27 protein-coding genes are annotated in these 26,694 nt (G+C 72.5%); 10 read left to right on the top strand and 17 right to left on the bottom strand.

The annotated features are described in order from the left end of the window. Positions 1-2: 2 nt before the first annotated feature. On the bottom strand, positions 3-854 hold the full coding sequence (locus AB0H71_RS05790; protein ID WP_357015211.1) for an AMP-binding protein: 852 nt from the start codon (positions 852-854) through the stop codon (positions 3-5). After that, positions 851-1,357 (bottom strand): DoxX family protein, encoded by a 507-nt coding sequence (locus AB0H71_RS05795; RefSeq protein ID WP_357015213.1) that lies wholly within the window; start codon positions 1,355-1,357, stop codon positions 851-853. Before AB0H71_RS05795 ends, AB0H71_RS05790 begins: the two co-directional genes overlap by 4 nt. Positions 1,358-1,415: 58 nt before the next feature. On the opposite strand from AB0H71_RS05795, the gene AB0H71_RS05800 reads away from it, so the two are divergent. Then, positions 1,416-2,582, top strand: coding sequence for an acyl-CoA dehydrogenase family protein (locus tag AB0H71_RS05800; RefSeq protein ID WP_357015215.1), 1,167 nt, complete (start codon positions 1,416-1,418; stop codon positions 2,580-2,582). On the opposite strand, the gene AB0H71_RS05805 is transcribed toward AB0H71_RS05800, so the two are convergent. Genes AB0H71_RS05805 through AB0H71_RS05825 form a run of 5 tightly spaced genes read right to left on the bottom strand, consistent with a single transcriptional unit; the run spans position 2,567 to position 7,630 of the window. After that, entirely contained in the window at positions 2,567-2,695 is a 129-nt protein-coding gene (locus AB0H71_RS05805) for a hypothetical protein (protein WP_357016192.1), read from the bottom strand. The genes AB0H71_RS05800 and AB0H71_RS05805 overlap by 16 nt on opposite strands. Positions 2,696-2,722: 27 nt before the next feature. Then, on the bottom strand, positions 2,723-3,571 hold the full coding sequence (locus AB0H71_RS05810) for an SDR family oxidoreductase (RefSeq protein ID WP_357015217.1): 849 nt from the start codon (positions 3,569-3,571) through the stop codon (positions 2,723-2,725). 44 nt (positions 3,572-3,615) lie between these two features. Continuing rightward, complete coding sequence (locus tag AB0H71_RS05815) at positions 3,616-5,289, bottom strand: acyl-CoA synthetase (protein WP_357015219.1); 1,674 nt, start codon at positions 5,287-5,289, stop codon at positions 3,616-3,618. 26 nt (positions 5,290-5,315) lie between these two features. After that, entirely contained in the window at positions 5,316-6,797 is a 1,482-nt protein-coding gene (locus AB0H71_RS05820) for an aldehyde dehydrogenase family protein (RefSeq protein WP_357015221.1), read from the bottom strand. 23 nt (positions 6,798-6,820) lie between these two features. Next, the gene (locus AB0H71_RS05825; RefSeq protein WP_357015223.1) at positions 6,821-7,630 is read right to left on the bottom strand and encodes an NAD(P)-binding domain-containing protein; all 810 of its coding nucleotides are present in this window, start codon (positions 7,628-7,630) and stop codon (positions 6,821-6,823) included. Between the two features lie 174 nt (positions 7,631-7,804). On the opposite strand from AB0H71_RS05825, the gene AB0H71_RS05830 reads away from it, so the two are divergent. From AB0H71_RS05830 to AB0H71_RS05860, 7 genes are read left to right on the top strand one after another with little or no spacing between them, the layout of a single operon-like run. Further along, positions 7,805-8,626 (top strand): mycofactocin-coupled SDR family oxidoreductase, encoded by an 822-nt coding sequence (locus tag AB0H71_RS05830; RefSeq protein ID WP_357015225.1) that lies wholly within the window; start codon positions 7,805-7,807, stop codon positions 8,624-8,626. 10 nt (positions 8,627-8,636) lie between these two features. Beyond that, positions 8,637-9,365, top strand: a complete 729-nt coding sequence (fabG, locus tag AB0H71_RS05835; RefSeq protein ID WP_357015227.1) for a 3-oxoacyl-ACP reductase FabG — start codon at positions 8,637-8,639, stop codon at positions 9,363-9,365. Next, positions 9,362-10,228, top strand: a complete 867-nt coding sequence (locus AB0H71_RS05840; RefSeq protein WP_357015229.1) for a MaoC family dehydratase N-terminal domain-containing protein — start codon at positions 9,362-9,364, stop codon at positions 10,226-10,228. Before fabG ends, AB0H71_RS05840 begins: the two co-directional genes overlap by 4 nt. Beyond that, entirely contained in the window at positions 10,221-11,420 is a 1,200-nt protein-coding gene (locus tag AB0H71_RS05845; protein WP_357015231.1) for an acetyl-CoA C-acetyltransferase, read from the top strand. Before AB0H71_RS05840 ends, AB0H71_RS05845 begins: the two co-directional genes overlap by 8 nt. A 1-nt stretch (position 11,421) precedes the next feature. Continuing rightward, positions 11,422-11,874 carry a MaoC family dehydratase gene (locus tag AB0H71_RS05850; RefSeq protein WP_357015233.1) on the top strand — a complete coding sequence of 151 codons (453 nt, stop codon included), beginning with the start codon at positions 11,422-11,424 and terminating at the stop codon, positions 11,872-11,874. Further along, on the top strand, positions 11,871-13,013 hold the full coding sequence (locus AB0H71_RS05855; RefSeq protein ID WP_357015235.1) for a CoA transferase: 1,143 nt from the start codon (positions 11,871-11,873) through the stop codon (positions 13,011-13,013). The genes AB0H71_RS05850 and AB0H71_RS05855 overlap by 4 nt, the downstream gene beginning before the upstream one ends. Beyond that, on the top strand, positions 13,010-14,200 hold the full coding sequence (locus AB0H71_RS05860; RefSeq protein ID WP_357015237.1) for an acyl-CoA dehydrogenase family protein: 1,191 nt from the start codon (positions 13,010-13,012) through the stop codon (positions 14,198-14,200). The genes AB0H71_RS05855 and AB0H71_RS05860 overlap by 4 nt, the downstream gene beginning before the upstream one ends. A 9-nt stretch (positions 14,201-14,209) precedes the next feature. Here AB0H71_RS05860 and AB0H71_RS05865 read toward each other — a convergent pair whose 3' ends face one another. The 10 genes from AB0H71_RS05865 to AB0H71_RS05910 all read right to left on the bottom strand — a co-directional run bounded on the left by AB0H71_RS05865 (position 14,210) and on the right by AB0H71_RS05910 (position 24,488). After that, positions 14,210-15,268 carry a porin PorA family protein gene (locus tag AB0H71_RS05865; RefSeq protein ID WP_357015238.1) on the bottom strand — a complete coding sequence of 353 codons (1,059 nt, stop codon included), beginning with the start codon at positions 15,266-15,268 and terminating at the stop codon, positions 14,210-14,212. 112 nt (positions 15,269-15,380) lie between these two features. Continuing rightward, positions 15,381-15,899 (bottom strand): hypothetical protein, encoded by a 519-nt coding sequence (locus AB0H71_RS05870; RefSeq protein ID WP_357016195.1) that lies wholly within the window; start codon positions 15,897-15,899, stop codon positions 15,381-15,383. A gap of 116 nt (positions 15,900-16,015) precedes the next feature. Further along, positions 16,016-17,293, bottom strand: coding sequence for an MlaD family protein (locus AB0H71_RS05875; protein ID WP_357015240.1), 1,278 nt, complete (start codon positions 17,291-17,293; stop codon positions 16,016-16,018). After that, a complete protein-coding gene (locus AB0H71_RS05880) occupies positions 17,290-18,366 on the bottom strand; it encodes an MlaD family protein (RefSeq protein WP_357015241.1) in 1,077 nt (358 codons plus the stop codon). The genes AB0H71_RS05875 and AB0H71_RS05880 overlap by 4 nt, the downstream gene beginning before the upstream one ends. Next, a complete protein-coding gene (locus tag AB0H71_RS05885; RefSeq protein ID WP_357015243.1) occupies positions 18,363-19,451 on the bottom strand; it encodes an MCE family protein in 1,089 nt (362 codons plus the stop codon). The genes AB0H71_RS05880 and AB0H71_RS05885 overlap by 4 nt, the downstream gene beginning before the upstream one ends. After that, positions 19,448-20,482: an MCE family protein gene (locus tag AB0H71_RS05890; RefSeq protein WP_357015246.1), complete on the bottom strand. Its 1,035-nt coding sequence runs from the start codon at positions 20,480-20,482 to the stop codon at positions 19,448-19,450. The genes AB0H71_RS05885 and AB0H71_RS05890 overlap by 4 nt, the downstream gene beginning before the upstream one ends. Positions 20,483-20,487: 5 nt before the next feature. Beyond that, positions 20,488-21,528, bottom strand: coding sequence for an MlaD family protein (locus tag AB0H71_RS05895; RefSeq protein ID WP_357015248.1), 1,041 nt, complete (start codon positions 21,526-21,528; stop codon positions 20,488-20,490). Then, positions 21,525-22,769 (bottom strand): MCE family protein, encoded by a 1,245-nt coding sequence (locus AB0H71_RS05900; protein WP_357015250.1) that lies wholly within the window; start codon positions 22,767-22,769, stop codon positions 21,525-21,527. Before AB0H71_RS05900 ends, AB0H71_RS05895 begins: the two co-directional genes overlap by 4 nt. A gap of 4 nt (positions 22,770-22,773) precedes the next feature. Further along, complete coding sequence (locus AB0H71_RS05905; protein WP_357015252.1) at positions 22,774-23,628, bottom strand: ABC transporter permease; 855 nt, start codon at positions 23,626-23,628, stop codon at positions 22,774-22,776. After that, the gene (locus AB0H71_RS05910) at positions 23,628-24,488 is read right to left on the bottom strand and encodes an ABC transporter permease (protein ID WP_357015254.1); all 861 of its coding nucleotides are present in this window, start codon (positions 24,486-24,488) and stop codon (positions 23,628-23,630) included. The genes AB0H71_RS05905 and AB0H71_RS05910 overlap by 1 nt, the downstream gene beginning before the upstream one ends. A gap of 207 nt (positions 24,489-24,695) precedes the next feature. Here AB0H71_RS05910 and AB0H71_RS05915 point away from each other — a divergent pair, with 207 nt between their 5' ends. Together AB0H71_RS05915 and AB0H71_RS05920 are read left to right on the top strand one after the other, a co-directional pair. After that, positions 24,696-25,799 carry a phosphotransferase gene (locus tag AB0H71_RS05915; protein WP_357015256.1) on the top strand — a complete coding sequence of 368 codons (1,104 nt, stop codon included), beginning with the start codon at positions 24,696-24,698 and terminating at the stop codon, positions 25,797-25,799. An 81-nt stretch (positions 25,800-25,880) separates the two neighbouring features. Continuing rightward, a complete protein-coding gene (locus AB0H71_RS05920; protein WP_357015258.1) occupies positions 25,881-26,678 on the top strand; it encodes an SDR family oxidoreductase in 798 nt (265 codons plus the stop codon). The last annotated feature ends 16 nt before the right edge of the window (positions 26,679-26,694 follow it).

Consider the following 26,694-nt stretch of genomic DNA (forward strand, 5'->3'; position numbering starts at 1 on the left):
CGTCAGCCGCGGTCGCCGTAGAGCGCGGCGACCGCGTCGGTCCGCACCTTCATGGCGGCATTGCGCGGCAGCTCGGGCAGCACCGCGACGTCGACCGGGATGTGGTGGCTCGGCAGTTCCTCGCGGACGAGCGCCAGCAGCTCGGCCGGTGCCGGGGCAGTGTGGCCGCCGCGCAGCTCGACGGCGGCGAACGGCACCTGGCCAAGCCGCAGGTCGGGCACGCCGACCACGCAGGCGTCCCGCACCGCGGGGTCCGGCGGGCCGGTCGTGCCGCCGGACGGGATGTGCAGCCCCGAAGCCGCCGTGCCGAGTGCCACACGCTGCGGCGGGCTGGTCGTGCCGCCGGACGGGATATGCGGCCCCGGTGCCGCCGCTGTCGCGGTCGCGCCGCGGCGCGCGCACACGGTCCGCCCGATCTCCGCGGCGACGCCCGCGCTGCCCGCCGCCGCGCAGGCCGCGCGGAGTTCGGCGGTCCAGTCCCGCTCGCCCGCGACGATCGCGGCGAGCCCGAGCTCCGCGACCTCGCGCGCGATCGCGCCCGCCGACCGGTAGGAGTTGATCATCACCAAGGGCCGCCGCCGCGCCACCGCACCGAGCACGACCGCCGCGTGCGGCACCCGGTTGCGCACGGTCACGCCGACCGCCTCGCCGGGGCCGACTCCCGCCCGCGCCAGCGCGTCCTCGGTGGCGCGGGCGATCGCGGCGAGGTCGTCGCCGGTGTACCAGCGCCGCTCGAACTCGACGAACGGACGCGCGCCGTACGAGTCGAGCCGCTCCGCGAGCGTGGGGGCGAACTCCGCACCGGGGTCGCGCACTGCCCCCGGTTCGGCATGCACATCGGCGGGGCCGCTCACCGCGGCTGCTCCGCGTCCGGCCGGTAGAAGATCACCAGCTGGGCCACTCCGCCCAGCACGCCGAGCCCGGCCGCGACCAGCCCGAACCACCCGTCCGGCGCGTCGGCACCGAAGAACAGCTGGTCCAGCGAGATCCGCCCCGCCCCCAGCGTGGCCACCGCCACCGCCGACACGGCGAGCACCAGGTTGTACTCCCAGCCATTGCCCACGATGAAGAACCCGTGCGCTCGATGCACCGTCCACGCCGCCACCAGCATCAGCGCGACGAACGCGGCCGCGGCGAGCGGAGTGAGGAACCCGGCCGCGAGCGCGAGCCCCGCACCGACCTCGGTCCCCGCCGCGAGCCGCGCGTGCAGCGCACCGGGCCGCATTCCCATACCGTCGAACCAGGCCGCGGTCCCCGCGATCCGCCCACCGGAGAAGAACTTCGCATAACCGTGCGCCGCCATCGTCAGCCCGAGGCACAACCGCAGGATCAGCACACCCGTTTCGAACGCCGTCATGGCGACCAACTTACCGCTAGTCTTACAGTAAGCACATACACAACGAGGAGGATCGGCGATGACGAGTGCGCCCGGAGACGACGCGGTGACCGAGGACGAGTTCCGCGAGATCCTGGCCCAGACCCGCAAGTTCGTCCGGGAGCTCGTGCTGCCCCGGGAGCGGGAGATCGCCGCGAACGACCGTGTCCCCGACGACATCGTCGAGCAGGCCAAGACCATGGGGCTCTTCGGCTACGCGCTGCCGCCGGAGTGGGGCGGGCTCGGGCTGAACCTGGCGCAAGACGTCGAGCTGGCGCTGGAGTTCGGCTACACCACCCTCGCCCTGCGGTCCCTGTTCGGCACCAACAACGGCATCGCCGGGCAGGTACTCGTCGGCTACGGCACCGACCAGCAGAAACAGCGCTGGCTCGCCGATATCGCGTCCGGGAGCGTGGTCGCCTCGTTCGCGCTGACCGAGGAGGGCGCGGGCTCCAACCCCGCCTCCCTGCGCACCACCGCCGCCCGCGACGGCGACGACTGGGTCATCGACGGACAGAAGCGCTTCATCACCAACGCCCCGGTCGCCGATCTGTTCGTGGTGTTCGCCCGCACGGCCCCCGAGCGGATCGCGGTGTTCCTAGTCCCCGCACGCACCCCCGGCGTCGAAGTCGGGCCCAAAGATCGCAAGATGGGCCAGGAGGGGGCGTGGACCGCCGAGGTCCGCTTCCAGAACGTCCGGGTGGGCGCGGACGCCCTGGTCGGCGGCAGCGAGGACGTCGGCTACCGCGCCGCCATGAGCTCGCTCGCCCGCGGCCGCGTCCACATCGCCGCCCTCGCCGTCGGCGCCGCCCAGCGCGCCCTGGACGAATCCGTCGCCTATGCCGCGGGAGCCACCCAGGGCGGCACCGCCATCGGCGAATTCCAGCTGGTCCAGGCCATGCTCGCGGACATGCAGACCGGGGTGATGGCCGGGCGCGCGCTCGTCCGCGACGCGGCCCGGCTGTGGGTCAGCGAGGAGGATCGCCGGATCGCGCCGTCGGTCGCCAAGTTGTACTGCACCGAGATGGCCGGGAAGGTGGCCGATCTCGCGGTCCAGGTGCACGGCGGCACCGGGTACATGCGCGACGTCGCCGTGGAGCGCATCTACCGCGATGTCCGCCTGCTGCGGCTCTACGAGGGCACCAGCGAGATCCAGCGCCTCATCATCGGCGGCGGTCTGGTGCGCGCCGCTCAGCGCGCGCGATAGCTCTCCAGGGTCTGCGCGACGGCGTCGGTGACGGGCGCCTCGCCGCATTCGACCTCGCCGCTCGGGAGTTCCCAGATGCCGCCCATAAAGTCACCGGGGCGGCGGAGCAGCAGGACAGGCCGCCGACGGTGCTGAGGGAACTACTCTCCGGCAGCGGCCCGGGAGCGCTCGTGCATGGAGGCGATCACCCCGCCGTCGGAGAGGATGTCGGTACCCGTAAGGTAGCCGGCCTTCGCGCTGACGCAGAAGGCGAGCAGCTCCGCCATCTCCTCGGCCCGGCCCCACCGCGGCACCGCGAAGTCGGCGACCATCGCGCCGGCACCCGCCTCGGCCTCCAGGCGCCCCATCTCGGTGTCGATCGAACCGGGCGACACCGAGACGATGCGCAGCCCGCGGCCGTTGAAGCGCTCGGCCTGCGCGGCGCTGTACCAGCGCACGAAGCTCTTGCCGATGGCGTAGGCGTAGCCGGAGCGCGCCTCCTCGGGGGCGAGGGCGCACGCCTCCTCCAGCGCGCCGAGGAACGCATCCTTATCACGAAGAGCCAGTGGAAAATGCTGCGCGGGAACGGCTTCGGCGGGGAGCACGTGGGCGGCCATGGAGGCGACATTGACGATCGCGGCGCCGTCGCCCGCGAAGCCGTAGAACGCCTCGTTCACGGTGAGCGTGCCGAGCGCGTTGACCCGCAGCATGGACGCCGCGTCGCCCATGCTGGGGCTCACCCCGGCGGTGTGCACGACCGCCACGAGCGTTCCGAGTCCGGTGGCGGTCGCGAAGAGCCGGTCGACCGCCTCCGGGTCGGTGACGTCGCAGACGATCGGCGTGGGGGTGATGCCCTGCTCCGAGAGCGCGCGGGCGGCGGCGCCGAGCCGGTCGGCGCGGTTGTCGGCGATGACCACGGTGTGCTCCCGGCCGAGGATCGCGGCGGTGGCCGCCCCCATGCCGCCCGCGCCGCCGGTGACGATCGAGACCGTGCCCTGTGTATCGACCATCGCGACGCCTTCCGATTGCCCTCGTGGAATACCGTTATCGGACGCTACACAGCGGCATCTCCGTGCGGAAGAGTTGCCTGCTCCCGCGCCCAGCGGTAGTCGGGCTTACCGGCCGGGCTCCGGGTGAGCGACGGCCGGAACACCACGGCCTTGGGCAGCTTGTACCGGGCCAGGCTCTGCCCGCCGTGCGCGGTGAGCTCCTCGGGAGTAGCGGACGCACCGTCGGCGAGCGCCACCACCGCCACCACCTCCTGCCCCCAGCGCTCGCTCGGCCGCCCGACCACGATCACGTCGGCGACGGCGGGGTGCGACCCCAGCGCGATCTCGACCTCCTCGGCGAAGACCTTCTCGCCACCGGTATTGATGGTCATGGAGTCCCGTCCGAGCAGCTCGATCCCGCCACCGGCCAGGTGCCGGGCCCGGTCGCCGGGCAGCGAGAAGCGGGTGCCGTCGATGACCGGGAAGGTCGCGGCGGTCTTGGCGGCGTCGCCCTTGTAGCCGAGCGGCGCGTAGCCGCGCTGGGCGAGCCAGCCGATCCCCTCGTGCCCGGGCTCGAGCACCGAGCCGAGATCCTCGGCGACCACACGGGTGTGCGGACCGGCGGTGAAGGTGCCGGTGGAAGGCGCACCGGCGGCGGAGACCTGGGACATCTGCGCCCCGCCTTCGGAGGAGCCGACGCCGTCGATGATCACCAGCCCGGGCTTGGCGGCGAGCAGCCGCTCCTTGAGCGCGGGGCTCAGCACGGCACCGCCATTGCCGATGGCCACCAGCGAGGAGACGTCGGCGATGCCGGATTCGATCGCCGCGAGCAGCGGCCGGGCCATGGCGTCGCCGACCAGGGTGACGACCGCGACCCGCTCGCGCTCGATGGTGCGCACCACCTCGTCGGCGTCGATGCGCTCGACGGTCGGCGGGAAGACCACGGTCTGCCCGGAGCTGAGCGCGGTCAGCGCGGCCCACTGCGCGGCGCCGTGGATGAGCGGCGGCAGGATCATGAGCTTCAGGCCGGGGTTCGCCGCGACCCGCTCGGCGATGATGTCGTAGGACTCCACCACCGCGCCGGTGTTCATGTCCCGCCCGCCGCAGGCGGCGACGAAGAGGTCGTGCTGGCGCCAGAGCACGCCCTTGGGCATGCCGGTGGTGCCGCCGGTGTAGAGCACGTAGAGATCGTCCGGCGTCGGCTCGACCGGCAGCGCCTCCGGGTCGGCCGCGGCGAGCGCGGTCTCGTAATCGACAGCGCCGTCGAGCAGGGCATTGCCGGAGCCGTCGGCGATCTGGACGAGCACCCGCAGGTGCGGCAGCTCGGGCAGCACCTCGGCCAGCCGGGGCGCGAAGGCGGCGTGGTAGATCAGCGCGGTGGCGCCGGAATCGCCGATCAGGTGCCGCAGTTCGTCGCGCACGTAGCGGTAGTTGACGTTGAACGGCGCCACCCGGGCGCGCAGCGCGCCGACGATGCCCTCGACGAACTCGGGGCCGTTGTGGGCGTAGATCCCGACCAGGTCCTGCCCGACCTCGTGCCCGGCGAGCTCGTCGCGCTCCCGGTGGCAGCCGAGCCCCTGGGCGTGCAGGTAGGCGGCGAGCCGCCGGGAACGCTCGGCGATCTCCGCGTAGGTGTAGCGGCGGTCGCCGTGCACCACCAGCTCGCGGCCGGGGATCTGCGCGGCCACCACGTCGGCGGTGTGCACGAGGGTGAACTCGGTCGTCACGGAGCGGGACACTGCTGTCTCCTCGAGGTCGGGGGTGCTCACCGGCCGAGCCGGCGGCGGGCGCGGAAGGCGGCGGCGCGCAGCGCCAGGCCGACGCCGTTGCGCAGGAACGGGGTGAAGGGCGGCGCGGCCAGCGCGGTCACCGGGAACGGCAGCGCGGAGCCGACCACGGTGCGGTGGTGGCTGAAGGTGTCGAACCCCGCCTTGCCGTGGTAGGCGCCCATGCCGCTGTGGCCGACGCCGCCGAAGGGCGCGTCGCTGGGGAACATGTGGATGGCGAAGTCGTTGCGCGCGACCCCGCCGCTGCGGGTGTTCCGGACGAAGGTCCGGAAGTCGGCGTCGTCGGGGCCGAACCAGTAGGCGACCAGCGGCGAGTGCCCGGCGGCGACGTGGCCGGTCACCTCGGCCAGCTCGCGGTAGGGGCGCAGCGCGAGCACCGGCCCGAAGACCTCCTCCCGCGCCACCCGCATGTCGTCGGTGACGCCGGTGATGAGGGTGGGCGCGATCTTGCGGGTGACCGGGTCGGCCGCGGGCTCGTGCGGCGGGGCCAGCGATTCGACCTCGGCGCCGCGGGTGCGGGCGTCCTCGATGAGCCCGACCACCCGGTCGTAGTTGGCGCGGTCGACGCTGGCGGTGTAGTCGGCGTCGTCCTGGATGGCGGGGTAGAGCGTGCGCAGCTCGGTGCGCAGCGCGCCGGTGAACTCGGCGAAGTGCTCCTCCGGCACGAAGACGTAGTCGGGGCAGACGCAGACCTGGCCGCCGTTGACCATCCTGGCCCGCGCGATCCGGCGCGCCGCCCGCCCGATATCGGCGGCGCGGCCGACCACGACCGGGTTCTTGCCGCCCAGCTCCAGGGTCACCGGCACCAGGTTCTCCGCCGCGGCCCGGGCCACGAGCTGCCCGATCCGCGGCGAGCCGGTGAAGAACAGGTGGTCGAAGGGGAGCGCGGTGAAGGCGGCGGCGACATCGGGCCCGCCGGTGACCACGGCCAGCTCGGCCGGGTCGAAGTACTCGGCCGCGAGCCGGGCGGTGAGTTCGGCGGTGCGCGCGGTGACCTCCGACATCTTGATCATCACGCGGTTGCCCGCCGCGAAGGCGGCCGCTGCGGGCAGGATGACCAGGTTGAGCGGGAAGTTCCACGGCCCGACGATGCCGACCACGCCGAGCGGGGTCGGCTGCACCTCGGCGCGGATGCCCATCAACCGCGCCGCCGGGCTGGGGTTGCGCGAGCGCATCCAGCTCCGGACGTGCGAACGGGTGTGTTCGAGCACCGACAGCATGCCGACGATCTCGGCGAAGCGGATGCCGGTGGGCGAGCGGGTGCCGTAGTCGGCGACCAGCGCCTCGACGTAGGCGTCGGCATTGTCGAGCACCATCGCGGTGAGCCGGTCGATCCGCTCGCGCCGGACCGCCGCCGTCGGCGGCCCCTCGCACAGGAAGGCGGCCTGTTGCAGTTCCAGGAGTTCGCGGGCGCCGGTGCGGGCCGCATCCGGCTCCGATTCGGTCAGCGGGAGGTTCATCGTCGGGCCTTTCGCGGTGCGGATCAGGCGAGTTCCAGCGGTCCGGTCCGGATCACGGAGGCCAGCTCCCCGAGGTCGACCCCGAGATCACCGGCGGCCGAGAGGCACGCGGCCACGTCCTTGCGCAGGAAGGGGGCGGCATTGGCGGTGAAGGACGGCAGCCCGCCGGTGGCCCGCACCGCGCCCGCGGCGTAGCTCTCGCCGCTGCATCGCGCGAGCGCGGCCAGCAGCTGCTCGCCGGAGGTGCCGAGCTGCTCCCCCACCCGCACCGCCGCCGCCACCAGCTGGGCATTGGCGGCGAAGAGCGCGTTGTTCACCAGCTTCACGCTCAGCGCGGTGCCGAGCGCCCCGGTGGTGATCACCGGGTCGGAGTAGGCGACGAGCACCGGGAGCGCACGGGCGACCGTCTCCTCCGGCCCGCCGAGCAGCACCGTCAGCCGCCCGGCGGCGATATCGTCGGCGGTGCCGCTGACCGGGCCGTCGAGCAGCACGCCCCGGCCGGGATGCGCGGTGGCGAGCGCCGTCACCGTCGCCACGGTCCCGGTGCTGTGCGAGACCACCGGCACGCCGGGCTCCGCGGCGGCGAGTACGCCGTCGGCCCCGCCGAGCACCTCGATCAGCTGGTCGTCGGAGAACAGGCAGGTGAGCACCGCACCGGCGCCGTCCGCGACCCCGGCGGGCGTCGCCGCCAACTCCGCACCCCACCCGCGCACCCGCTCGCGGACCTCGTCCCGGCGGGCGAAGACCCGCACCCGGTGCCCGGCCTCGAGCAACCGGCGCACCATGGGCCTGCCCATCCGGCCCGCCCCGATGAAACCGACGATCTGCGACATCCGCGCACTCCTTCAGCGACGCCCGCGCGAGGATGCGGACGGATAACCCTTCGGTAAGACAGACCGTAGCACCGCCGCGCACGGGGCGGAGCGCTTCCGGAGCTTTTACCGTTGTGCTTACTATATACAGAACGGCACGGGGCTTGCCCGCGGCGGAAGCGATCGAGGAGTGCAATGGCGGGCGAGCTCGAGGGCAGGGTCGTTCTCATCACGGGGGCCGCGCGCGGCCAGGGCAGGGCGCACGCGCTGCGGCTGGCGGGCGAGGGCACCGACATCATCGCGGTCGATATCGCCGGTCCGCTGCCGCCCGCCGTGCCCTACGACTCCCCGACCCCGGACGACCTGGCCGAGACGGTGCGGCTGGTCGAGGCGACCGGGCGCCGCATCCTGGCCTCAGCAGTGGATGTGCGCGACGCGGCCGGGCTGCGGGCCGCGGTCGACGCCGGCGTCGCCGAGCTGGGCCGGTTGGATGTCGTCGTCGCCAACGCGGGCATCAGCATTCCGGAGACCTGGGACGCGATCACCGACGAATCCTTCCGCGACACCCTCGACATCAATGTCACCGGCGTCTGGAACACGGTGCGCGCCGGGGCGCCGCACATCATCGCCGGTGACCGGGGTGGCTCGATCATCCTGATCAGCTCCGCCGCCGGGTTGAAAATGCAGCCGTTCATGGTGCACTACACCGCCAGCAAACACGCCGTCACCGGCATGGCCCGCGCCCTCGCCGCCGAACTGGGCAAGCACCGGATCCGGGTCAACAGCGTGCACCCGGGGGCGGTCAACACCCCGATGGGCACCGGCGACATGGTCGCCGCGCTCGGCCGCGCCATCGAGACCAACCCGCCACTCGCCCACATGATCACCCCTTTCCTGCCACTGTGGGTGGCCGAGCCCGAGGACATCGCCGAGACGGTGTGCTGGCTGGCCTCGGATCGGTCCCGCGCCATGACGGCGGCGAGCGTCGCCGTCGACCAGGGCGTCACCCAGTACTGAAAGGACTTCCATGTCGCTTCTCGCAGGCCGGGTCGCCGTCGTCACCGGCGGCGCCCAGGGCATCGGCTTCGCCATCGCCGAGACGTTCGTGCGCAATGGCGCCGCGGTGGTCGTCGGCGACCTCGAGCCGGGTGATGCCGCCGAGCGCCTCGGCGCGGATGTCGCCAGGGCGGTGCGGTGCGACGTCACCTCCGCCGACGACGTGGCCGCGCTACTGGATGTCGCGGTGACCGAGTTCGGCGCGCTCGACATCATGGTCAACAACGCGGGCATCACCCGCGACGCCACCATGCGGACCATGACCGAGGAGCAGTTCGACCAGGTCATCGCAGTGCACCTCAAGGGAAGCTGGCACGGTACCCGGCTGGCGGCGGCGATCATGCGGGAGCAGGGCCGCGGGAGCATCGTGAACCTCTCCTCGCTCTCGGGCAAGGTCGGGCTGGCGGGGCAGACCAACTACTCCGCCGCCAAGGCGGGGATCGTCGGGCTGACCAAGGCCGCCGCCAAGGAGGTGGCCCGGTTCAACGTCCGGGTCAATGCCATCCAGCCCGGGCTCATCCGCACCCCGATGACCACCGCCATGCCGGAGAAGGTCTGGGATCAGAAGATGGCGGAGATTCCGCTCGGCCGGGCCGGTGAGCCGGCCGAGGTGGCCGGGGTGGCGCTGTTCCTGGCCTCCGATCTGTCGTCGTACATGACCGGCACCGCACTCGAGGTCACCGGAGGGCGGTTCATGTGAGCTGGGAACCGCACACCGTCGTCACCGAGGAGTACCTGGATCCGGGGCCGGTGGCGGCGCTCACCGCGCTGCTCGGCAGCGGCGCGCCTGCGGTGGGGGCGGGTGATCCGCTGCCGCCGCTGTGGCACTGGGCGGCGCTGGCGCGCTGGCCCGCCGCCGCGGAGATCGGGCCGGACGGGCATCCGCGGCGGGGCAGTTTCCTGCCGCCGGTGGAGTTGCCGCGGCGGATGTTCGCCGGGGGCGAGGTGTCGTTCGAGGCGCCGCTGCTGGTGGGGAGCACGGTCCGGCGGGAGGCGACGGTGAGCGCGGTGACGCTCAAGCGCGGGCGCAGCGGGGAGCTGGTGGTCGTGGTCGTCGACATCACGCTGACCGGTTCGGACGGTGTGGTCGCCGTGCGCGAGCGGCAGGATCTGATCTACCGCGAGGCGGGCGCTCCCGGGACCGCCTCGGCTGCCGCGGCCGCCGACCCGGTCGGGGTTCCGCTGGTGCGGCACGGGCCCGGCGAGTGGGAGCTGCGGACCGATCCCACCGTGCTCATGCGGTTCAGCTCCGCCACGGCGAACGCGCACCGCATCCACTACGACCAGCCCTATGCCACCGGCGTCGAGGGGTATCCGGGGCTGGTCGTGCACGGCCCGCTCACGACGCTGGCGCTGGCCGAGACGCTGCGCGTCGACCACCCGGACACGCCGCTCCTGCTCCGCCACCGCAACCTCGCCCCGATCTTCTGCGGTGACCCGGTCCGGTTGCGCCGCACCTCGCCCGGCACCGACGGCACCGAGCTCGCCGCCACCGGCACCGCCGTCACCCACTCTGTGCTCACCGCCGAATTCTCGAACCCGGAGCCGATAACCCATGCGTGATGTCGTCATCTGCGAACCCGTCCGTACGCCCGTCGGCCGCTACGGGGGCGCGCTCGCCGCACTCACCGCCGCCGAACTCGGCGTGGTCGCGCTGCGCGGACTCCTCGACCGCACCGGCATCGCGCCGGAGCTGATCGAGGACGTGATCCTCGGCAACTGCAATCCGAACAGCGAGGCGCCCGCGCTCGGCCGGGTGGTCGCCCTGGACACCGGGCTGCCGGTGACCGTCGGCGGCATGCAGCTGGATCGCCGCTGCGGCTCCGGGCTGCAGTCGGTGATCCAGGCGGTGCTGCAGGTGGGCAGCGGTGCCAACGAGGTGGTGGTGGCCGGCGGCGCGGAGAGCATGAGCAATGTCCCGTTCTACTCCACCGATATCCGGTGGGGCGCCGCCCGCAGCGGCGTCACCATGCACGACGGGCTGGTCCGGGCGCGGGAGACCGCGGGCGGCAAGCACCATCCGGTGCCCGGCGGCATGCTGGAGACCGCGGAGAACCTGCGCCGCAAGTACGCCATCCCGCGCGCCGAACAGGACGCGCTGGCGCTGCGCTCGCACCGCCATGCCGTCGCCGCCATCGAGTCCGGCGCGGCCGCCGAGCAGATCGTTCCCGTGCCGACCCGGACCGGGTCGGTCGACACCGACGAGCACCCGCGCGCCGACACCACCCTGGAGGCGCTGGCGAAGCTGAAGCCGGTCCGCGCGAAGATCGACCCGGACTCCACGGTCACCGCGGGCAACTCCAGCGGTCAGAACGATGCCGCCGCGGTCTGCCTGGTCACCACCCGCGCCACGGCCGACCGGCTCGGGCTGACCCCGCTGGTGCGGCTCGCCGCCTGGGCGGTGGCCGGGGTCGAGCCGAGCCTCATGGGCATCGGGCCGGTGCCCGCCACCGACGCCGCGCTCGCGCAGCTGGGCCTCACCCTGACCGATATCGACCTGATCGAGCTGAACGAGGCGTTCGCCGCCCAGGCGCTGGCGGTGCTGCGCGAGTGGGAGTTCGGCGAGGCCGACCTGGAGCGGGTCAACGTGCACGGCTCCGGCATCTCGCTCGGCCACCCGGTCGGCGCCACCGGCACCCGCATGCTGGCCACCCTGGCCCGCGAACTGCACCGCCGCGACCTGCGGTACGGGCTGGAGACCATGTGCATCGGCGGCGGGCAGGGGCTCGCCGCCGTCTTCGAGAAGGTGGCCTGACATGCGCGTCTTCCGTTCGCTCGACACGCTGCGCGGCGCCGTCGGCACGGTCATCGGCCCCGGCGAGTGGCTGACCGTCGACCAGGACCGGATCGACACCTTTGCCGCCGCCACCGGCGACGACCAGTGGATCCACGTCGACCCCGTCCGCGCGGCCGACGGCCCGTACGGGAGCACCATCGCGCACGGGTACCTAACGCTTTCGCTCCTGCCGCTGCTCGGGCGTGACCTGTTCTCGCTGCAGTTCGGCAGTGCGCGCATCAATTACGGCAGCAACAGCGTCCGGTTCCCGGCGCCCGTGCGCGCGGGCACCAGGGTCCGCGCTTCGGCTACCGTCGCCGAGGTCGACGAGGGCGAGGGCCGGGCGATGCTGACCCTGCGCTGGACAGTGGAGAACGAAGGCAGCGCCAAACCGGCGTGTGTGGCGGAGACCCGCACCCTGGTGCTGCTGTGAACGCTCCCCTGGCCGGGCTGCGGATCGTGGAGCTCTCCAGCTTCGTCGCGGCCCCGCTGGCCGGGCTCACCCTGGCCCAGCTCGGCGCCGAGGTGATCCGGGTCGACCCGCTCGGCGGCGGCCCCGACTACCGGCGCTGGCCGCGCACCGACGCGGGCGAGAGCCTGTACTGGACGGGACTCAACAAGGGCAAGCGCTCGGTGACCGTCGATCTGCGCGCGCCGGAGGGCAGGGCCGCGGTGCTCGGGCTGATCACCGCGGGCAGCGGCATCGTGCTCACCAATGCCGCCCGGCCCTGGCACGGGTACGACGCGCTCCGGGAGCGGCGCCCGGACCTCATCCATCTGGAGATCACCGGACGGGCCGACGGCGGCACCGCCGTCGACTACACCGTCAACGCCGCCACCGGTTTCCCGCTTGTGACCGGCCCGGCGGACCACAGCGGACCGGTGAACCACGTCCTGCCCGCCTGGGATGTCGCCTGCGGGCTCTACGCGGCGCTGTCCATCACCGCCGCCGTGCGCCACCGCGACACCACCGGGGAGGGCAGCCGGATCGTGCTTCCCCTGGAGAACGTGGCACTGGCGATAGCCGGACACCTCGGCTTCCTCGCCGAAGCGGCGGTGAACCGCACCGAGCGCCCGCGCATCGGCAACGCGCTCTTCGGGCAGTACGGCGCGCCGTTCACCGCCGCCGACGGCACCACCTTCATGATCGTCGCGCTCACCGCCAGGCACTTCACCGACCTCGTCACCCTCACCGGCACCGGAGCCCCCGTCGAAGCGCTGGCGAAGGCGCTGGACGCCGACTTCGCCGACGAGGGCGACCGCTACCGCCACCGCGCCGTCCTGACCGGCCTCTTCACCCCCTGGTTCCGCGAGCGCACCGGCTCCGAGGTCGAAAAAGCCCTGACCGGAACCTCGCTGCTGTGGGACCGCTACCGCAGCTTCCTCGAGCTGGTCGACAGCCCCCGGGTCACCGCCAACCCGCTCTTCACCACCGTGCACCAGCCCGGCATCGGCGACCTCCCCGCCCCCGGCTCCCCCATGACGGTGAACGGCGCGCACGCCCCCGCCGGCCCGGCGCCACTCCTCGGCGCCGACACCGAAGCCCTGCTGCAGGAACGGAACCCCTCGTGAAACTCGCGCAGACCCACGGCCTGACCGACATCCAGACCGACATCCTCGCCACCGTCCGCACCTTCGTGGACAGGGAGATCATCCCGGTCGCCCAGGAGCTCGAGCACACCGACACCTACCCGCAGGCCATCGTGGACCGGATGGCCGAGCTGGGGCTGTTCGGGCTGATGATCCCCGAGGAGTACGGCGGGCTCGGCGAATCGCTGCTCACCTACGCGCTGTGCGTGGAGGAGCTGGCCAGGGGCTGGATGAGCGTCTCCGGGGTGATCAACACCCACTTCATCGTCGCCTACCTGCTGCAGCGGCACGGCACGCCGGAGCAGAAGGCGCGCTTCCTGCCCCGGATGGCGACCGGCGAGGTGCGCGGCGCCTTCTCCATGTCCGAGCCCGAACTGGGCTCCGATGTGGCGGCGATCCGCACGAAGGCGGTGCGCGGCGCCGACGGCGGGTACACCCTCGACGGCCGGAAGATGTGGCTCACCAACGGCTCCACGGCCACCCTCGTTGCGGTGCTCGTCCGCACCGACGAGGGCGCCGAGCGGCCGCACGACAACCTCACGGCCTTTCTCATCGAGAAGCCCGCCGGGCTCGGCGAGGTCGCGCCCGGGCTCACCATTCCCGGACGCATCCACAAGATGGGGTACAAGGGCATCGACACCACCGAACTGCTGCTCGACGGCTACCGCGCCGCGGCGGACACCGTGCTCGGCGAGGCGCCGGGCCGCGGCTTCCGGCAGATGATGGACGGCATCGAGGTGGGGCGGGTCAATGTGGCCGCCCGCGCCTGCGGGATCGCCATTCGCGCCTTCGAGCTCGGGGCCCGCTACGCGCAGCAGCGCTCGGCCTTCGGCAAGCCCATCGTGCAGCACCAGGCCATCGAGTTCGCGCTGGCCGAGATGGCGACCAAGGTGGAGGCGGCGCACCTCATGATGGTGAACGCGGCCCGGCTCAAGGACTCCGGGGAGCGCAGCGATGTCGCCGCCGGGATGGCGAAGTACCTCGCCAGCGAGTTCTGCAACGAGGTGACGCAGGCGGGGTTCCGCATCCACGGCGGGTACGGGTACTCCAGTGAGTACGAGATCGAGCGGCTCATGCGGGAGGCGCCGTTCCTGCTCATCGGCGAGGGGACCAGCGAGATCCAGAAGCGGATCATCGCCCGCGGGGTGCTCACCGACTACCGGCTCTGAAGCCGCCGCTCAGCTACCGGCGGTGACGGGGTCCGGCCGGTCCTCCGCTGCGGGAGCCGTGGCGGGGCCGGCGGTTCCGCCGCCGGAACCCGGGCGACGGCTGCGGACGGCCAGGTAGGCGGCGATGAGGACCAGCAGCCCGCCGACGACGGCGATGCCGATCGGCACGTAGACGAAGACCAGCCGCAGCGATTCCCGCCCGTCCTGCGCGGAGCGCGCCAGCGCGGACACCGTCTCCGGGGTGAACCGCAGCTCCCCCGCGTACACCACGACCCGGTTCGGGTCGCCGGGGGCGGCGGCGAAGTACGAGGTCGGCTGGACGACGGTGTCCACGACGCTCCCGGTCTCCGGCTCCACCCACATGTCCTGCACCAGCGTGTAGTACAGGTTCATGGTGAGCACGTCGTCACCGGGCAGCCCCCACTTGGCGGCGGGCAGCGGGAGCCGAGCCGGCTGGCTGTTCGCGGGCGAGCCCGCCATGTCGTAGTCGCGCACCTCGAAGCGGAAGTGCAGCACCGGCTGCCCCTCGATCGCCCGGTCGGCATCGAGGTACCTGGCGGTCACCGGGGTCAGGGTGGCGGTGTCGAAGTACGGGAGGTCGGCGCGCGGGGTGTCGGCGGGGAAGGTCCAGTAGGTCCCGGTGCGCGCGGGAGTCGGCTTGGCCGTGGCGGCCGCGGGCGCCTGCATGGTCGATTCCGGTACGGCGACCGCGATCCGGCTGCCGGGGTCGACGGTCACGACATCGACCGCGCTGTGGAACTCCGTTCCCGCGCCGGTGACGCCCTTCGCCTCGGTCCGCACCACGAGATCACCGCTGTCGGTGCTCGATTCGGCCTTCGTCAGGGTATCGATCCGGATCTCGGTGCCCTCGTCCACCTTCAGCGGCCCCGGCACCATCACGCTGGACCGGTCGAGCAGGCTCGCGGTGCCCGCCAGCACCGTCTCCTGGGTGAAATCGACCGGTACCCGGACCGCGGAGTCGCGTAGCTGCCCGGGCGCGAGCACGGCCGCGGCCACCAGCAGGACACCGAGAACGGCGAGGGCGGAAACGAGAATCTTGCGTGTCACAGAACGACACTCCCTATATCGGCAAAGACGAGCGGTTCGACCGTAGTCACAACTGTTGCTCTGCCGGTCGGAAACGAAGTACTTTCCGCCGCCGGTATTTTCGATTCCCGGATCAGGGCAGGTAGACGCGGCTGGCGAGCCAGCGGCCGTCGACCAGCTCCATGGTCATGGCCACCCGGCTGCGGTCCACCCTCGGATCCTGGGCGGCGGCATTGGTCACCGTCTGGTCGATGAAGAGCAGGACTTCGACCTTCGTCTCGGTCGCCGATTTCACCGCAGCGTCGAGCACGGTGCCCTGCCCCGTCGCCTTGTTGTCCACCAGCAGCTGGCGGAGCTGGCCGCTGGAGCGGGAGTACATGTCCTTGAACTCGCCGGTCGAGCCGTCCAGGACGGCGGCGAAGCCGTGGTCCAGGTTGTCGGAGTCCACGCTGGTCAGCGTGGTGCCGTAGGCGCGGGCGGCATCCAGCGCCGCGGCGGCGGCATCGTCGACGTCGCGCTGCTGCTTCAGCTGCCAGGCCAGGATCGCCACCGCGACCAGCGCGGCGACGGCCACCGCGGCGATGATCGGCAGGGCGAAGCGGCGCACCGTCGCGACCAGCACGAGCAGCACGAGCTTCGCCTTGCCCGGCATCACGAACTCCGGATTCCCGGCCTCGGGCGCCACCTCGGACTCGGCCGTCGCGGTGGGCTCGGTAGGTTCGGCGGCACTCGAGTTCTTCGACATCGATACTCCTCGGTGGTCGGTGCTCAGCGCGGCGGCTGGACGGTGGTGCGGGTGTCCTCGACCGGCAGCGGGATCGTCCACGGCCCGGTCGGCGCGGGTCCGGTGGTGGCGCTCGGATCGGCGCCCGGCGGGGCGAGCCCGGGAATCGCCGCGCCCGGCGGGCGCGGGGCATTGTTCGCGCCGCGCACCAGGATGGAGGGGTCGTTCGCCGGGCAGCCGGTGTAGAGGTAGGGCTCGGGGTAGTCGGGCACCGACGGTGCGTGCCTCGGCACCCGGTAGTCGCAGGAGTAGCGGGGGTAGAGGTTCACCAGCCCCCAGATCCCGCCGTCGCGGATCACCATCGACAGCGCGTCCAGCGCGGACCCCGCCCGCTGGGCCGGGAAGAAGAACTCCCGCAGCGCGGGCACCCGGGAGTTGGTCATCTCCGCGAGCGTGGACAACCCCGTGAGCAGCCCGACGATCGAGCCGCCATTGTCGCTCAGCACCGAGTCCACCGCGGCCAGCGTGCCCGGCGCGGTGTCGAGCAACCGGACGTAACCGCCGGTCTTGGCCTCGACCCCGCGCAGCGTCTGCGCGGTATCGGCCGCGAGCGCGCGCAGCTCGTCGGTGCCGCCCGCCACCGTGGACGAGACGACGGCGGTATCGCGGATGAGCGACACCGTCTGCGGCAGCACCGAATCCAGCGTGGACACCAGGAACATCCCGCCCTGCACGATGTCGCTCAGCTTGCGCGGCGCCTCCGGACCCGCGCCCAGCTCGTCCACCACGGCCTGCAGCCGGCCCGGATCGACCTGCGCCAGCGTGGAATCGAGGGTGCCGAGCAGCCGCCACAGCGGCACCGGGGTCGCGGTCCGCTCGACCCCGATCACCGAGCCGTCGCGCAGGTAGGGGCCGGATTCCCGGGTCGGCCGGAAGTCCAGGTACTGCTCCCCCGCGGTGGAGAGATCGACGACCTGGACGGCGCCGTCGTCCGGCACCGGGTACGCGGCATCGATCTCCGCCTCCGCCACCACCCCGCCGCCCTCGAGGTGGATGGCGCGGACGTGCCCGACCGGGAACCCGCGCAGCGTCACCTCCTGGCCGGGCAGCAGCCCGCCGGATTCGGCGAGCCGGACCCGCACGGTGAAGGTCTCCGCGGCCGGGTCGGCGCCGAGCGCGCCGAAGGTGAGGTAGCCGCCCGCGGCGACCAGCGTCACCACCAGCCCCGCCGCGGAGAGCGCGAGCCGGCGCGGCACCAGCGCCCGCACGGTGGCGAGCAGGGCGCGGGCCGGGAGATCGGCGAGCGCGGCCGCCCGGCTCATCGCCCGGCCCCGTTCAGCCGGTCCTGCAGTTTCAGCAGCGTGTAGGTGAGGCTGCCGACGATCGTGCTCAGGTCGCCGCCGTCCGGGATGCGGCTGCCGGGGTCGGCCTCGTGCGCGGGGTCGGCGAGTGCGCCCACGGCGAAATCCTCCAGATCGATATTGCCGTGCGCCGAGGTCCCGCTGGTCAGTTTGAGCAGGGTGGGGATCAGGGCGTTGAGCGTGACGAGGCTGCCGTCCGGGCTGGTGGCGGCGTTGTTGAGCTCGGCGGCGAGCCGGCCCAGGTTCGCCACGAGCCCGACCGAGTCGCCGCGGATCCCGGGCATGCGGGACAGCTCGCCGCTCAGCTGGTCGAGCACCCGGATCAGGGCGAGGGCCCGTGGCGCCGCAGTGTCGGCGGTCTGCGCGGCGGGGCCGGCGGCGGTGAGGAAGGCGTCGATATCGGGTTGCCGGGCGGAGAGCTCGCCGGTGAGCCTGGCCGTCTCGGCGAGCGCCGCCTGGATCTCGCCGGAGCGCGCGGACAGCGTCCGCACCAGCGTGGTCGACTGGTCGAGCAGCGCGTCCAGCCGCTCGCCGCGCGTGCCGACGGAGCTCCCGAGCCCGTCCACTACGTCGGTGAGATTGCGGATGGCGCCGCCGTTGACGAGCAGGGCGGCGGTGGTGAGCAGCTCCTCGACGGTGGCGGCGGCACGGGTCGCGGCGAGCGGGATCTCGTCGCCGTCGCGCAGCACCGCCGGGGTGACGTCGGCGGGCGGGGTGAGCGCGACGAAGACATCCCCGAGCGGGGTGGCGGTGCGCAGCTCGGCCCTGGTGCCCGCCGGGAGCCGCACCCCCTCGTCGATCCGCAGCGTGACGACGGCGGTGTAGTCGCGCACCTCCATCTGCCGCACCTCGCCGACCTCGGCGCCGAGCAGCCGCACGGCGGCCCGGTCCGGCAGGTTCAGCGCGCTGGCGAAGGTGGCGCGCACGGTGTAGCCGGAGTCGGTGCCGGGTGGTGCGAGCGGGACGTCCTGCAGCCCGACCCCGCAGCCGGTGGTGCACAGACACAGCGCCAGGACGGCGATCCGCGTGATCATCGCGGCACCGTCGCCATCGCCTCGAGCAGGTCGCTGATCCCGAAGTCGGGGCCGAAGTCCCGCAGCGTTCCGGTGGCACAGCCGAGCTGGCGCAAGCCGAGAATATTGCAGACCTCCTTGACGATCTGGCCGTCGAAGAAGACCTTGTCCAGCAGCGCCCGCACCCGGAAGCCCCGGTTCGGGATATCGACGGCGTTGTAGCCATTGGCCAGCAGCATGGGCGTCAGGTCAAGGAACTCCGCAACCTGGTCCCGGTACTCGGCGACCGCGCCGAGCACCACGTTCGCGTCGGCGGTAGTGGCGCGCAGCGGTTCCCGATTGTCGGCGAGCAGCTGCTCGGCCTCGGTCAGCAGGGCGGTGAGCTGCGCGCCGGTATCGCCGGAGCCGATCTCCAGGTCGGCCAGCACATCGCCGAGCTGCCCGGCGGAGGTGCCGAATTCGGCGATGGTCTGCTCATTGCGGGCCGCGGCGCCGGTCAGCTCGGAGAGCTGGTCCACGATGGCGGTGACGGTGTCGCGGGTCTGCGCGCCGCCGTCGTCGCCGACCCGCAGGGCGCGGGCGAGCTCGTCCAGGGTGGCCCGCATGTCGTCGCCGCGGTTGCCGGTGCTGGCGGCGGCGACGTCGAGCAGCCGGGCGATCGGGCCGTTCCCGGCGCCGTCGCCGCCCAGCTCGCCCGACATCCGCTCGGCGGCGCCGACCAGCCGGTCGATCCCGACCGGGGTCCTGGTGTGCTCGGGCGTGATCCGGGCGCCGTCGGCCAGGGCGGGGCCGCCGCGGTAGGGCGGGGTGAACTCGATGTGGCGGTCGGTCAGCACCGAGGTGGAGAGCATGACGGCGGTGGCGTCGGCCGGGATCGGCACGTCGGCGTCGAGTTCCATGGCGACGTCGATGTGGTCGCCGCGCGGGGTGATGGCGGTGACCTTTCCGATCGGCATGCCGAGCACGGCGACGGCATTGCCGACGTAGAGCCCCGCGCTGTTGTCGAAGGCGGCGACGACCGCGATCCGGTCGGGGCCGCCCGGCACCGCGCAGCCCCCGGCGGCGACGACCAGGACGATCAGGAGGAGGGTTCGCAGCACGCTCATCGGCAGTCTCCGAAGTACGGGGGCAGGTTCAGCCCGTTCGCGCGGCCGGAGAGCGCGCACATCCAGGAGTCGACCAGCACGCCGGCCGGGGCGGTGAAGTCGACGTCGTTGCCGGTGCCGGAGGCATTGGTCAGGTTGCGCACCGGCACCGGCAGGATCTCCAGGATCGAGCGCAGCAGGTCCTGGTGCCGGGCGAGGCTGCCGAGCAGCCCTTCCAGCCCGCGCACCAGCTCGTCGATTCCGGCCCGGTCGTTCACCACGAGCCCGCGCACCTGCTCCACCAGCCGGGTGGTCGCGGTGATCAGCCCCGTGAGCGCGTCACGGCGGGCCACGATGTCGCGCAGCAGATCCCGGCCGACGGTGGCCACCGTGGCCAGATCGTCCTGCTGCTGGCGCAGGACGGTGGTCAGCTCCCTGACCCCGGCCAGCAGCGACCCGAGTTCGGCGCGGCGGTCGCCGAGCAGCTGGGCCAGGGAGCGGACATTGGCCAGCACCTCGGGCAGCACGGCGGGCAGCCCGTCGAGCTGGGTGGCGAGGGTATCGAGCGAGCGCCCGATCTGGGCGGCGTCGACCTGGTCGAAGGTGGTGGCGGCGTTCTCCAGCGCCTGCTGCAGGTCGTAGGGGACGCTGGTGTGCGACAGCGTGATGCGATCGTCCGGCGGGGACCCGTCCCCGGCCGGGCTCAGCTCCAGGTAGCGGGCGCCGAGCAGCGTGGTCAGCTTGATCGCCGCCTTCGTCTCGGCGCCGACCCGCACGCTGTCCTCGATGCGCGCGGTGACCAGCACGTGATCGCCGGCGAGCCGCTGTTCGGTGACGGTGCCGACGCCGACGCCTGCCACGGTGACCCGGTCCCCCACGCTGAGCCCCGCGGCCTGCGCGAACTCGAACTCGTAGCTGCGCTGCCCCGGGCCGAGGTTGTTCACGCCCAGTGCCGCGAGCAGCACGACGGTGAGCGTGGCCAGGGCGAGCACGCCGATGGTGCGCGGGCCGAAGGAGGAGGGATTCCCCCACCACTGCCGTCGCGTGCGCATCCCCGTCACCGGCAGATCGGGGACTGCTGAGCCGTCCCGCTCGGCGAGGCCAGCGCCACGATGCCCGGAATCACCCGGGACAGCGCGGGCAGCGCGGTGAAGTTCAGATTGCACAGATAGACGTTCAAGTACGAACCCTCCTGGCTCACCCGCGCGATGCCCTTGAGCAGCGCGGGGAGGTTGAATCCGAGATAGGCGAACTGGTCCTTGTGCTCCAGGAAGTGCCGGGTGAAGCCCGGCTGCCTGTTCAGCATGTCGTCCAGCGCGGGCCGGTCCTGCTCGACGATGGTGGCGATCCGCTGGGTGACCGCGGCGGTGTCGGAGAGCGTGGTGAGGAACTCCTCACGGTGCCGGGCGAGGCCGTCGACGATCGTGCGGGTCCGGGTGATCAGGGTGCGCAGCTCGCCGCTGCGCAGCGCCAGCCCGCTCACCACCGTGTTCAGGTTGCCGATGACCGCACCGAGCACCTGATCCGGCCCGGCCACCGACTGCGCCAGGGCCGACATCTGCTCGATCAGCACCGTGAGTGAGCCGGCGTCGCCCTGCAGCGCCCGCACCAGGGCGGCGGTCAGGTCGTCCACGCGGGCGGGGTCGAGCCCGGCGAAGAGCGGCTCGAAACCGTTGAGCAGCGCCGAGAGGTCGAAGGACGGCTCGGTGTGCGCGAGCGGGATCTCCCCGCCGCCCGCCAGCGGCTCGGGGTCCGGTGCCGGGCCGCGGGCCAGCCCGACGTACCGCTGCCCGATGACGTTCTGGTAGGTGATCGAGGCGATGGTGTCGCGGTACAGCCGCTGGCCCGCGTCGACCCGGAAACCCACCCTCGCGGTGCTGCCGTCCAGCTCGACGGCGTCCACCCGGCCGACCCGCACGCCCGCCATCCGCACGTCGTCACCCACCCGCAGCCCGGTGACATCGCTGAACAGCGCGGTGTAGGTCCGGGTCTCGCCGTCGACGCCGCGGTTCAGGGTCACGAAGGTCATCCAGATGAGCGCGAACGACACCACCAGGAACAGGCTCAGCCCGACCGCCGCGCGCCGGAATCCGGTCATCGGTCCCCCTCCCTCGGCAGCTCGCCGAGCAACCCGCCGAGCAGCCGATCGGCGCCGTCGGCATCGCCGCCGAGCAGCCGGGTGATCAGCTCGCTCAGCTCCGGGGCGGGCACCGCGGTGGGTTCGAAGCCCGCCGGTGGCGGGGCCACGTACGGCTCCAGCGGTGCGGTCCGGCAGCTCGGCCCCTCTAAGGCGCCGTAGCGCGGGCAGTCGGCCCGGACGTACGGGGTATCCGCGGAGAGCCGGATCTGGAACTTGCCGATGCCGTTCTGCAGGTCGGGGCGCCAGAATTCGGCGAACCACCGGTCCGCGAAGTGCCGAATACTGCCCACGATCCCGGTGAAACTCGGCGAGCCGGCGGCCACCACCTCCATGACCGGCGTGAACTGGTCGATCGCCCCGGTCAGCTCGGCACCGTGGCGCTCCAGTCCGCCGTCCACCGTGCCGAGGGTGGCGGTGCCCGCGCCGATGAGGTCGAGCAGCCGCTGCTCGTGCTCGGCGAGCGCCTGCATCGGCAGCACCGCGTGGTGCAGCGTGTCGAGCAGCTCGGGGGCGGCGTCGGCGAGGCCGCGGACCGATTCGGTGAGCGCGCCCAGGGTCGACGCCGTGCCGGGCGGGGCGACGAGCGCGTTGAACTCGCGGGTGATGCGGTCGAGCTGGGCTCCGGTGTTCACCACCTCCGCGCCGCGGCGGTCGGTGGCCTCGGCCACCACGGTGAGCACGCCGACGACATCGCTCTGCCCGACCCTGGCGCTCGCCGCGAGGATATCGCGCAGCTTGGTCAGCGCGGTCTGCAGCTGCACCGTGGAGAGGCTGCGATCCTGCGCGATCTCGGCGCCCGCGGTGAGCGCGGGGGCGGGGCCGTTGTCGACCAGCTGCACCGAGGAGACCGCGAACAGGTTGCTCGGCACCACCCGCGCCGTCACGCTGGCCGGGATCCCCGCGACGTAGCCCGGGTCCAGTTGCAGCAGCACCTGATTCGGCTCGGTGCCCGTCGCGGGGCTGACCGCGGCGACGGTGCCGACCAGCACCCCGCGGAATTTCACGTCCGAGCGCGGCGGCAGGCCGTCGCCGACCTGCTCGAGCAGCGCGGTGACCTCCACCCGTTCGTCGAACCGGCCCGCGGATTTCAGCAGCACCGCCGTCACCCCGGCGGTGATGAGCAGCAGCAGCACGAGCCCGCGCACCATCAGCGCCGTCGCCGACGGCCCGCGGCCGTCCTTGTCCAGAATCACCGGCACGCGCTCACCCACCCAGCCTGGCGCTGGTCCCGATGCCCCAGATGGCAATGGTGAGCAGCAGATTGACGACGATCATCACCGAGATCGCGGCCCGCATGGCGCGGCCGGCCGCGATCCCGACGCCCTGCGGGCCACCGGCGGCGTAGAAGCCGTAGTAGCACTGCAGGGTGGAGGTGAGCAGCACGAACACCACCGTCTTGAGCAGCGAGTAGAGGATGTCGGGGCCGGTCAGCACGAGCTGGAAGTAGTGCTGGTAGGTCCCGGTGGCGAGCCCGCCCGAGCTCGCCACCACGATCTCGACCGCCAGGTAGTTGGCGGCCAGGCACACCAGGTACAGCGGAATCACCGCGACCACCGAGGCCACCAGCCGCGTCGTCACCAGGAATGGAATGGCGTGCACCGCCATCGATTCCATCGCGTCGATCTCCTCGGCGATCCCCATGGCGCCGAGCTGCGCGGTGAAGCGGCAGCCCGCCTGCGCGGCGAAGGCCAGCGAGGCCATGATCGGCGCCAGCTCCCTGGTGGAGGCGGTGGAGGCGACCAGCCCGACCGCGGGCTCCATGCCGAGCAGGTGCAGCGCGTTGTACCCCTCCAGCCCGACGATCGCGCCACCGGCCGCGCCGAGCACGATCACCACGCCCGCGGTGCCGCCGCCCACCACCAGCGACCCATTGCCCCAGGTGATATCCGAGAGGATTTTCACGAATTCCCCGCGGTAATGCCGGAACATCACCGGAATGCCCGCGACGGCGCGCACGAAGAAAGTCAGCATGTGCCCGAGGCGCTGGAAGGAATCACCGATCGCCGACCCGGCGACCGCCAGATTCCGGGTGCCGAACGGCCGATACGGAGCAGCCATCACAACCCCTGCCGCGGAAAGAAGACCATGTACAGCTGGGTGAAGAGCACATTGACCGCCATCAGCAGCAGGATCGAGGAGACCACCGTGGAATTCACCGCATTGGCGACACCGGCCGGCCCGCCCCTGGTGGTGAGCCCCTTCTCGCAGGCGACCACCGCGACGATCGCGCCGTAGACGACCGCCTTGACCAGGGTCAGCACCAGGTCGCCGACGGTCGCAAAGGAGGCGAAGGAGGCGACGAAGCTGCCCGGCGCGCCGTCCTGCACCACGACGTTGAACACGTACCCGGCCAGGAATCCGACGAAGCAGACGACCCCGGTGAGCCCGACGCCGACCAGGATCGCGGCGGCGAAGCGCGGCACGACCAGGCGGCGGACCACCGACACCCCCATGATCTCCATGGCGTCGAGTTCCTCGCGGATCTTGCGCGAGCCCAGGTCGGCGCAGATGGCCGAGCCGACCGCGGCCGCCATCAGCAGCGCCGCCACCATCGGGGCGCCCTGCCGGATGACGGCGAGCCCGCTGGCCGCGCCCGCCAGCGAGGTCGCCCCCACCTGCCCGGCCAGCAGGCCGAACTGGATGGAGAGCGTCACCCCGATGGGGAGCGCGACGAAGATCGTCGGCAGCAGCGCGGTATTCGCCATGAAGGCGCCCTGCCGCACTGCCTCCCGGAACGGGAATTTCCCGGAGCCGAGATCGAGCACGAGGTGCTTCACCGTGTGCACGCCGAGCAGGAATTGACCGCCGACGGTGGCCATCGCGGTTCCGGGATGGCGATCGACCCAGCCCCGCAGCCAGCGCCCGACTTCCCGCGATGCCGCGATATCGCCCTTTCGGGGCACACCAGTGGTCGTCATCGCATTCTTTCCCGATCTGTTTCCCAATATCCGGGCGGCCGTCTGCCTCGGGCAAACGCACGGACATCACTATACAGTGACTCTTACCGTTGGCATAACTATAACCTGTTCCAGCGATCCCGGACCCGGTTCGCCGATCCGGCCCGGACGGGATTCCGTCACGGTAACCTCTACCGTTGCCATAACAGTTCGCCCTGGAGGTTGACCATGACCGCACGAGAGCTCCGCACGGACGACCTCGGGATACCGCTCGGGCCGGAGGGGCTCACCCCGGAGTGGCTCGGCGCCGCTCTCGCCGACCCGGCGCCGGTCGCGGTCACCGGCGTCGCCGTCACGCCGGTCGGCACCGGTCAGACCGGGGCGACGTACCGCCTCACCGTCGACTACGCGACCCCGAGCGACCGGCCGCGCAGCTTCGTGGCGAAGCTGCCCGCCCAGGACGGCTCGGTGCGCGCCGGGGTCACGCTCGGCTACCTGGCCGAGGTCGAGTTCTACTCCGCCGTGGCGCACCGGACCAGCGTGCCGGTGCCCCGCTGCCACTACAGCGCGGTCAACGAGGACGGCTCGGAGTACGTGCTGCTGCTCGACGACCTCGACCCCGCGGCGCAGGGCGATCAGGTCGCGGGCTGCGACGAGGAGACCGCGCGCCGGGCCGTGACCGCCCTCGCCGGGCTGCACGCCCCGTCCTGGTGCGATGCGTCCTGGCTCGAACTGCCCGTCGGCTCCATGCCCAAGCCGGGCGACCTGGCCGCGGCGGGCGGGCTCGGCCAGGTCGTCGAGATGGTCGCCCCCGCGATCCTGGAGCGCTTCGGCCCCTTCCTGGACGACACCGACCGGGAGACCCTGCGGCTCGCGCTCGAGCTCATGGTGCCGTGGCTGCGCACCGACACCGGCCGCTACGCGCTCATGCACGGCGACTACCGGCTGGACAACCTGCTGCTCGACGCCGACCGGCTCTTCGTCGTGGACTGGCAGACCCTCGGCGTCGGGCTGCCCGCCCGCGACCTGGCCTACTTCATCGGCACCTGCCTCGACCCCGAGCTGCGCGCCCACGCCGAGCAGCGCCTGGTCGCGGCCTACCACGCCGAGCTGCTCCGGCACGGCGTGCCCGGCTACGACCTGGAGACCTGCCTGGCCGACTACCGCCTCGGCATGCTGCAGGGGCCGCTGATCATCGCGCTCGGCGCCGCCTTCGCCGCCACCACCGACCGCGGCGACGACCTCTTCCGGGTGATGCTGCGCCGCAGCTGCCGGGCCATCCGCGAACTCGGCACCCTCGATCTCGTCCGCGCGGCCGCGGCACCGGCCTGAAACCACCGCTGTCGAGAGTCTTACTGTTAGCCTCTCGGTAGGAGCGCCGCCCGCGGGCGGCACCGATCGGAGAGGTCGAGCATGGATCTGGGGTTCGAGAACGCGACCGCGGTCGTGGTCGGCGGCAGCCGCGGCATGGGGCTGGCCACCGCGCAGTGCCTGGCCGAGGAGGGCGCGCGGGTCGCGGTGGTCGGCCGCACCGCCGCCGACGTGGCCGCCGCCGCCCGCGACCTGGCCGAACGCGGCAGCCCGGACGCGGTCGGAATCCCCGCCGACGCCAGCGATCCCGACGCCGTGCGCCGCGTCTTCGACGAGCTGGCCGAACGCTGGGACGGCGCGCTCAATGCCCTGATCAACGCTGCGGGCCCGAACGTGCAGGGCCGCTTCGACACGCTGACCCCGGCGAGCTGGCGCGAGGCGGTCGACTACGGCGCCATGCCCATGGTGCACTGCGTCCAGGCGGCGCTCCCGCTGCTGCGCCGCGCCGAATGGGCGCGCATCGTCAATTTCTCGGCGCACTCGACCCAGCGCCAGAGCGTGAACCTGGTGGCCTACACCGCCGCCAAGGCCATGGTCACCAGCATCTCCAAAAACCTCTCGCTGCTGCTGGCACCGGAGGAGATCCTGGTCAACGTGGTCTCCCCGGGCACCTTCGTGACCCCGGCGCTGCTCGACTGGGCCCGCTCGGCGGGCGTGCACACCGACGACCCGAACGAGCTCATGCGCGCGATCGGCGAGCACTTCGGCCACCCCGCGCACCTGCCGCGCGCCGGACGCCCCGAGGAGATCGCCCCGGTCGCCACCTTCCTCGCCTCCCGGCGCAATACCTACACCACCGGCGCCGACGTGAATGTCGACGGCGGCTCCGATTTCACCTGACCTCCCCGGAGCACAC

Source organism: Nocardia sp. NPDC050697 (assembly GCF_040654395.1).
Taxonomy (GTDB): domain Bacteria; phylum Actinomycetota; class Actinomycetes; order Mycobacteriales; family Mycobacteriaceae; genus Nocardia.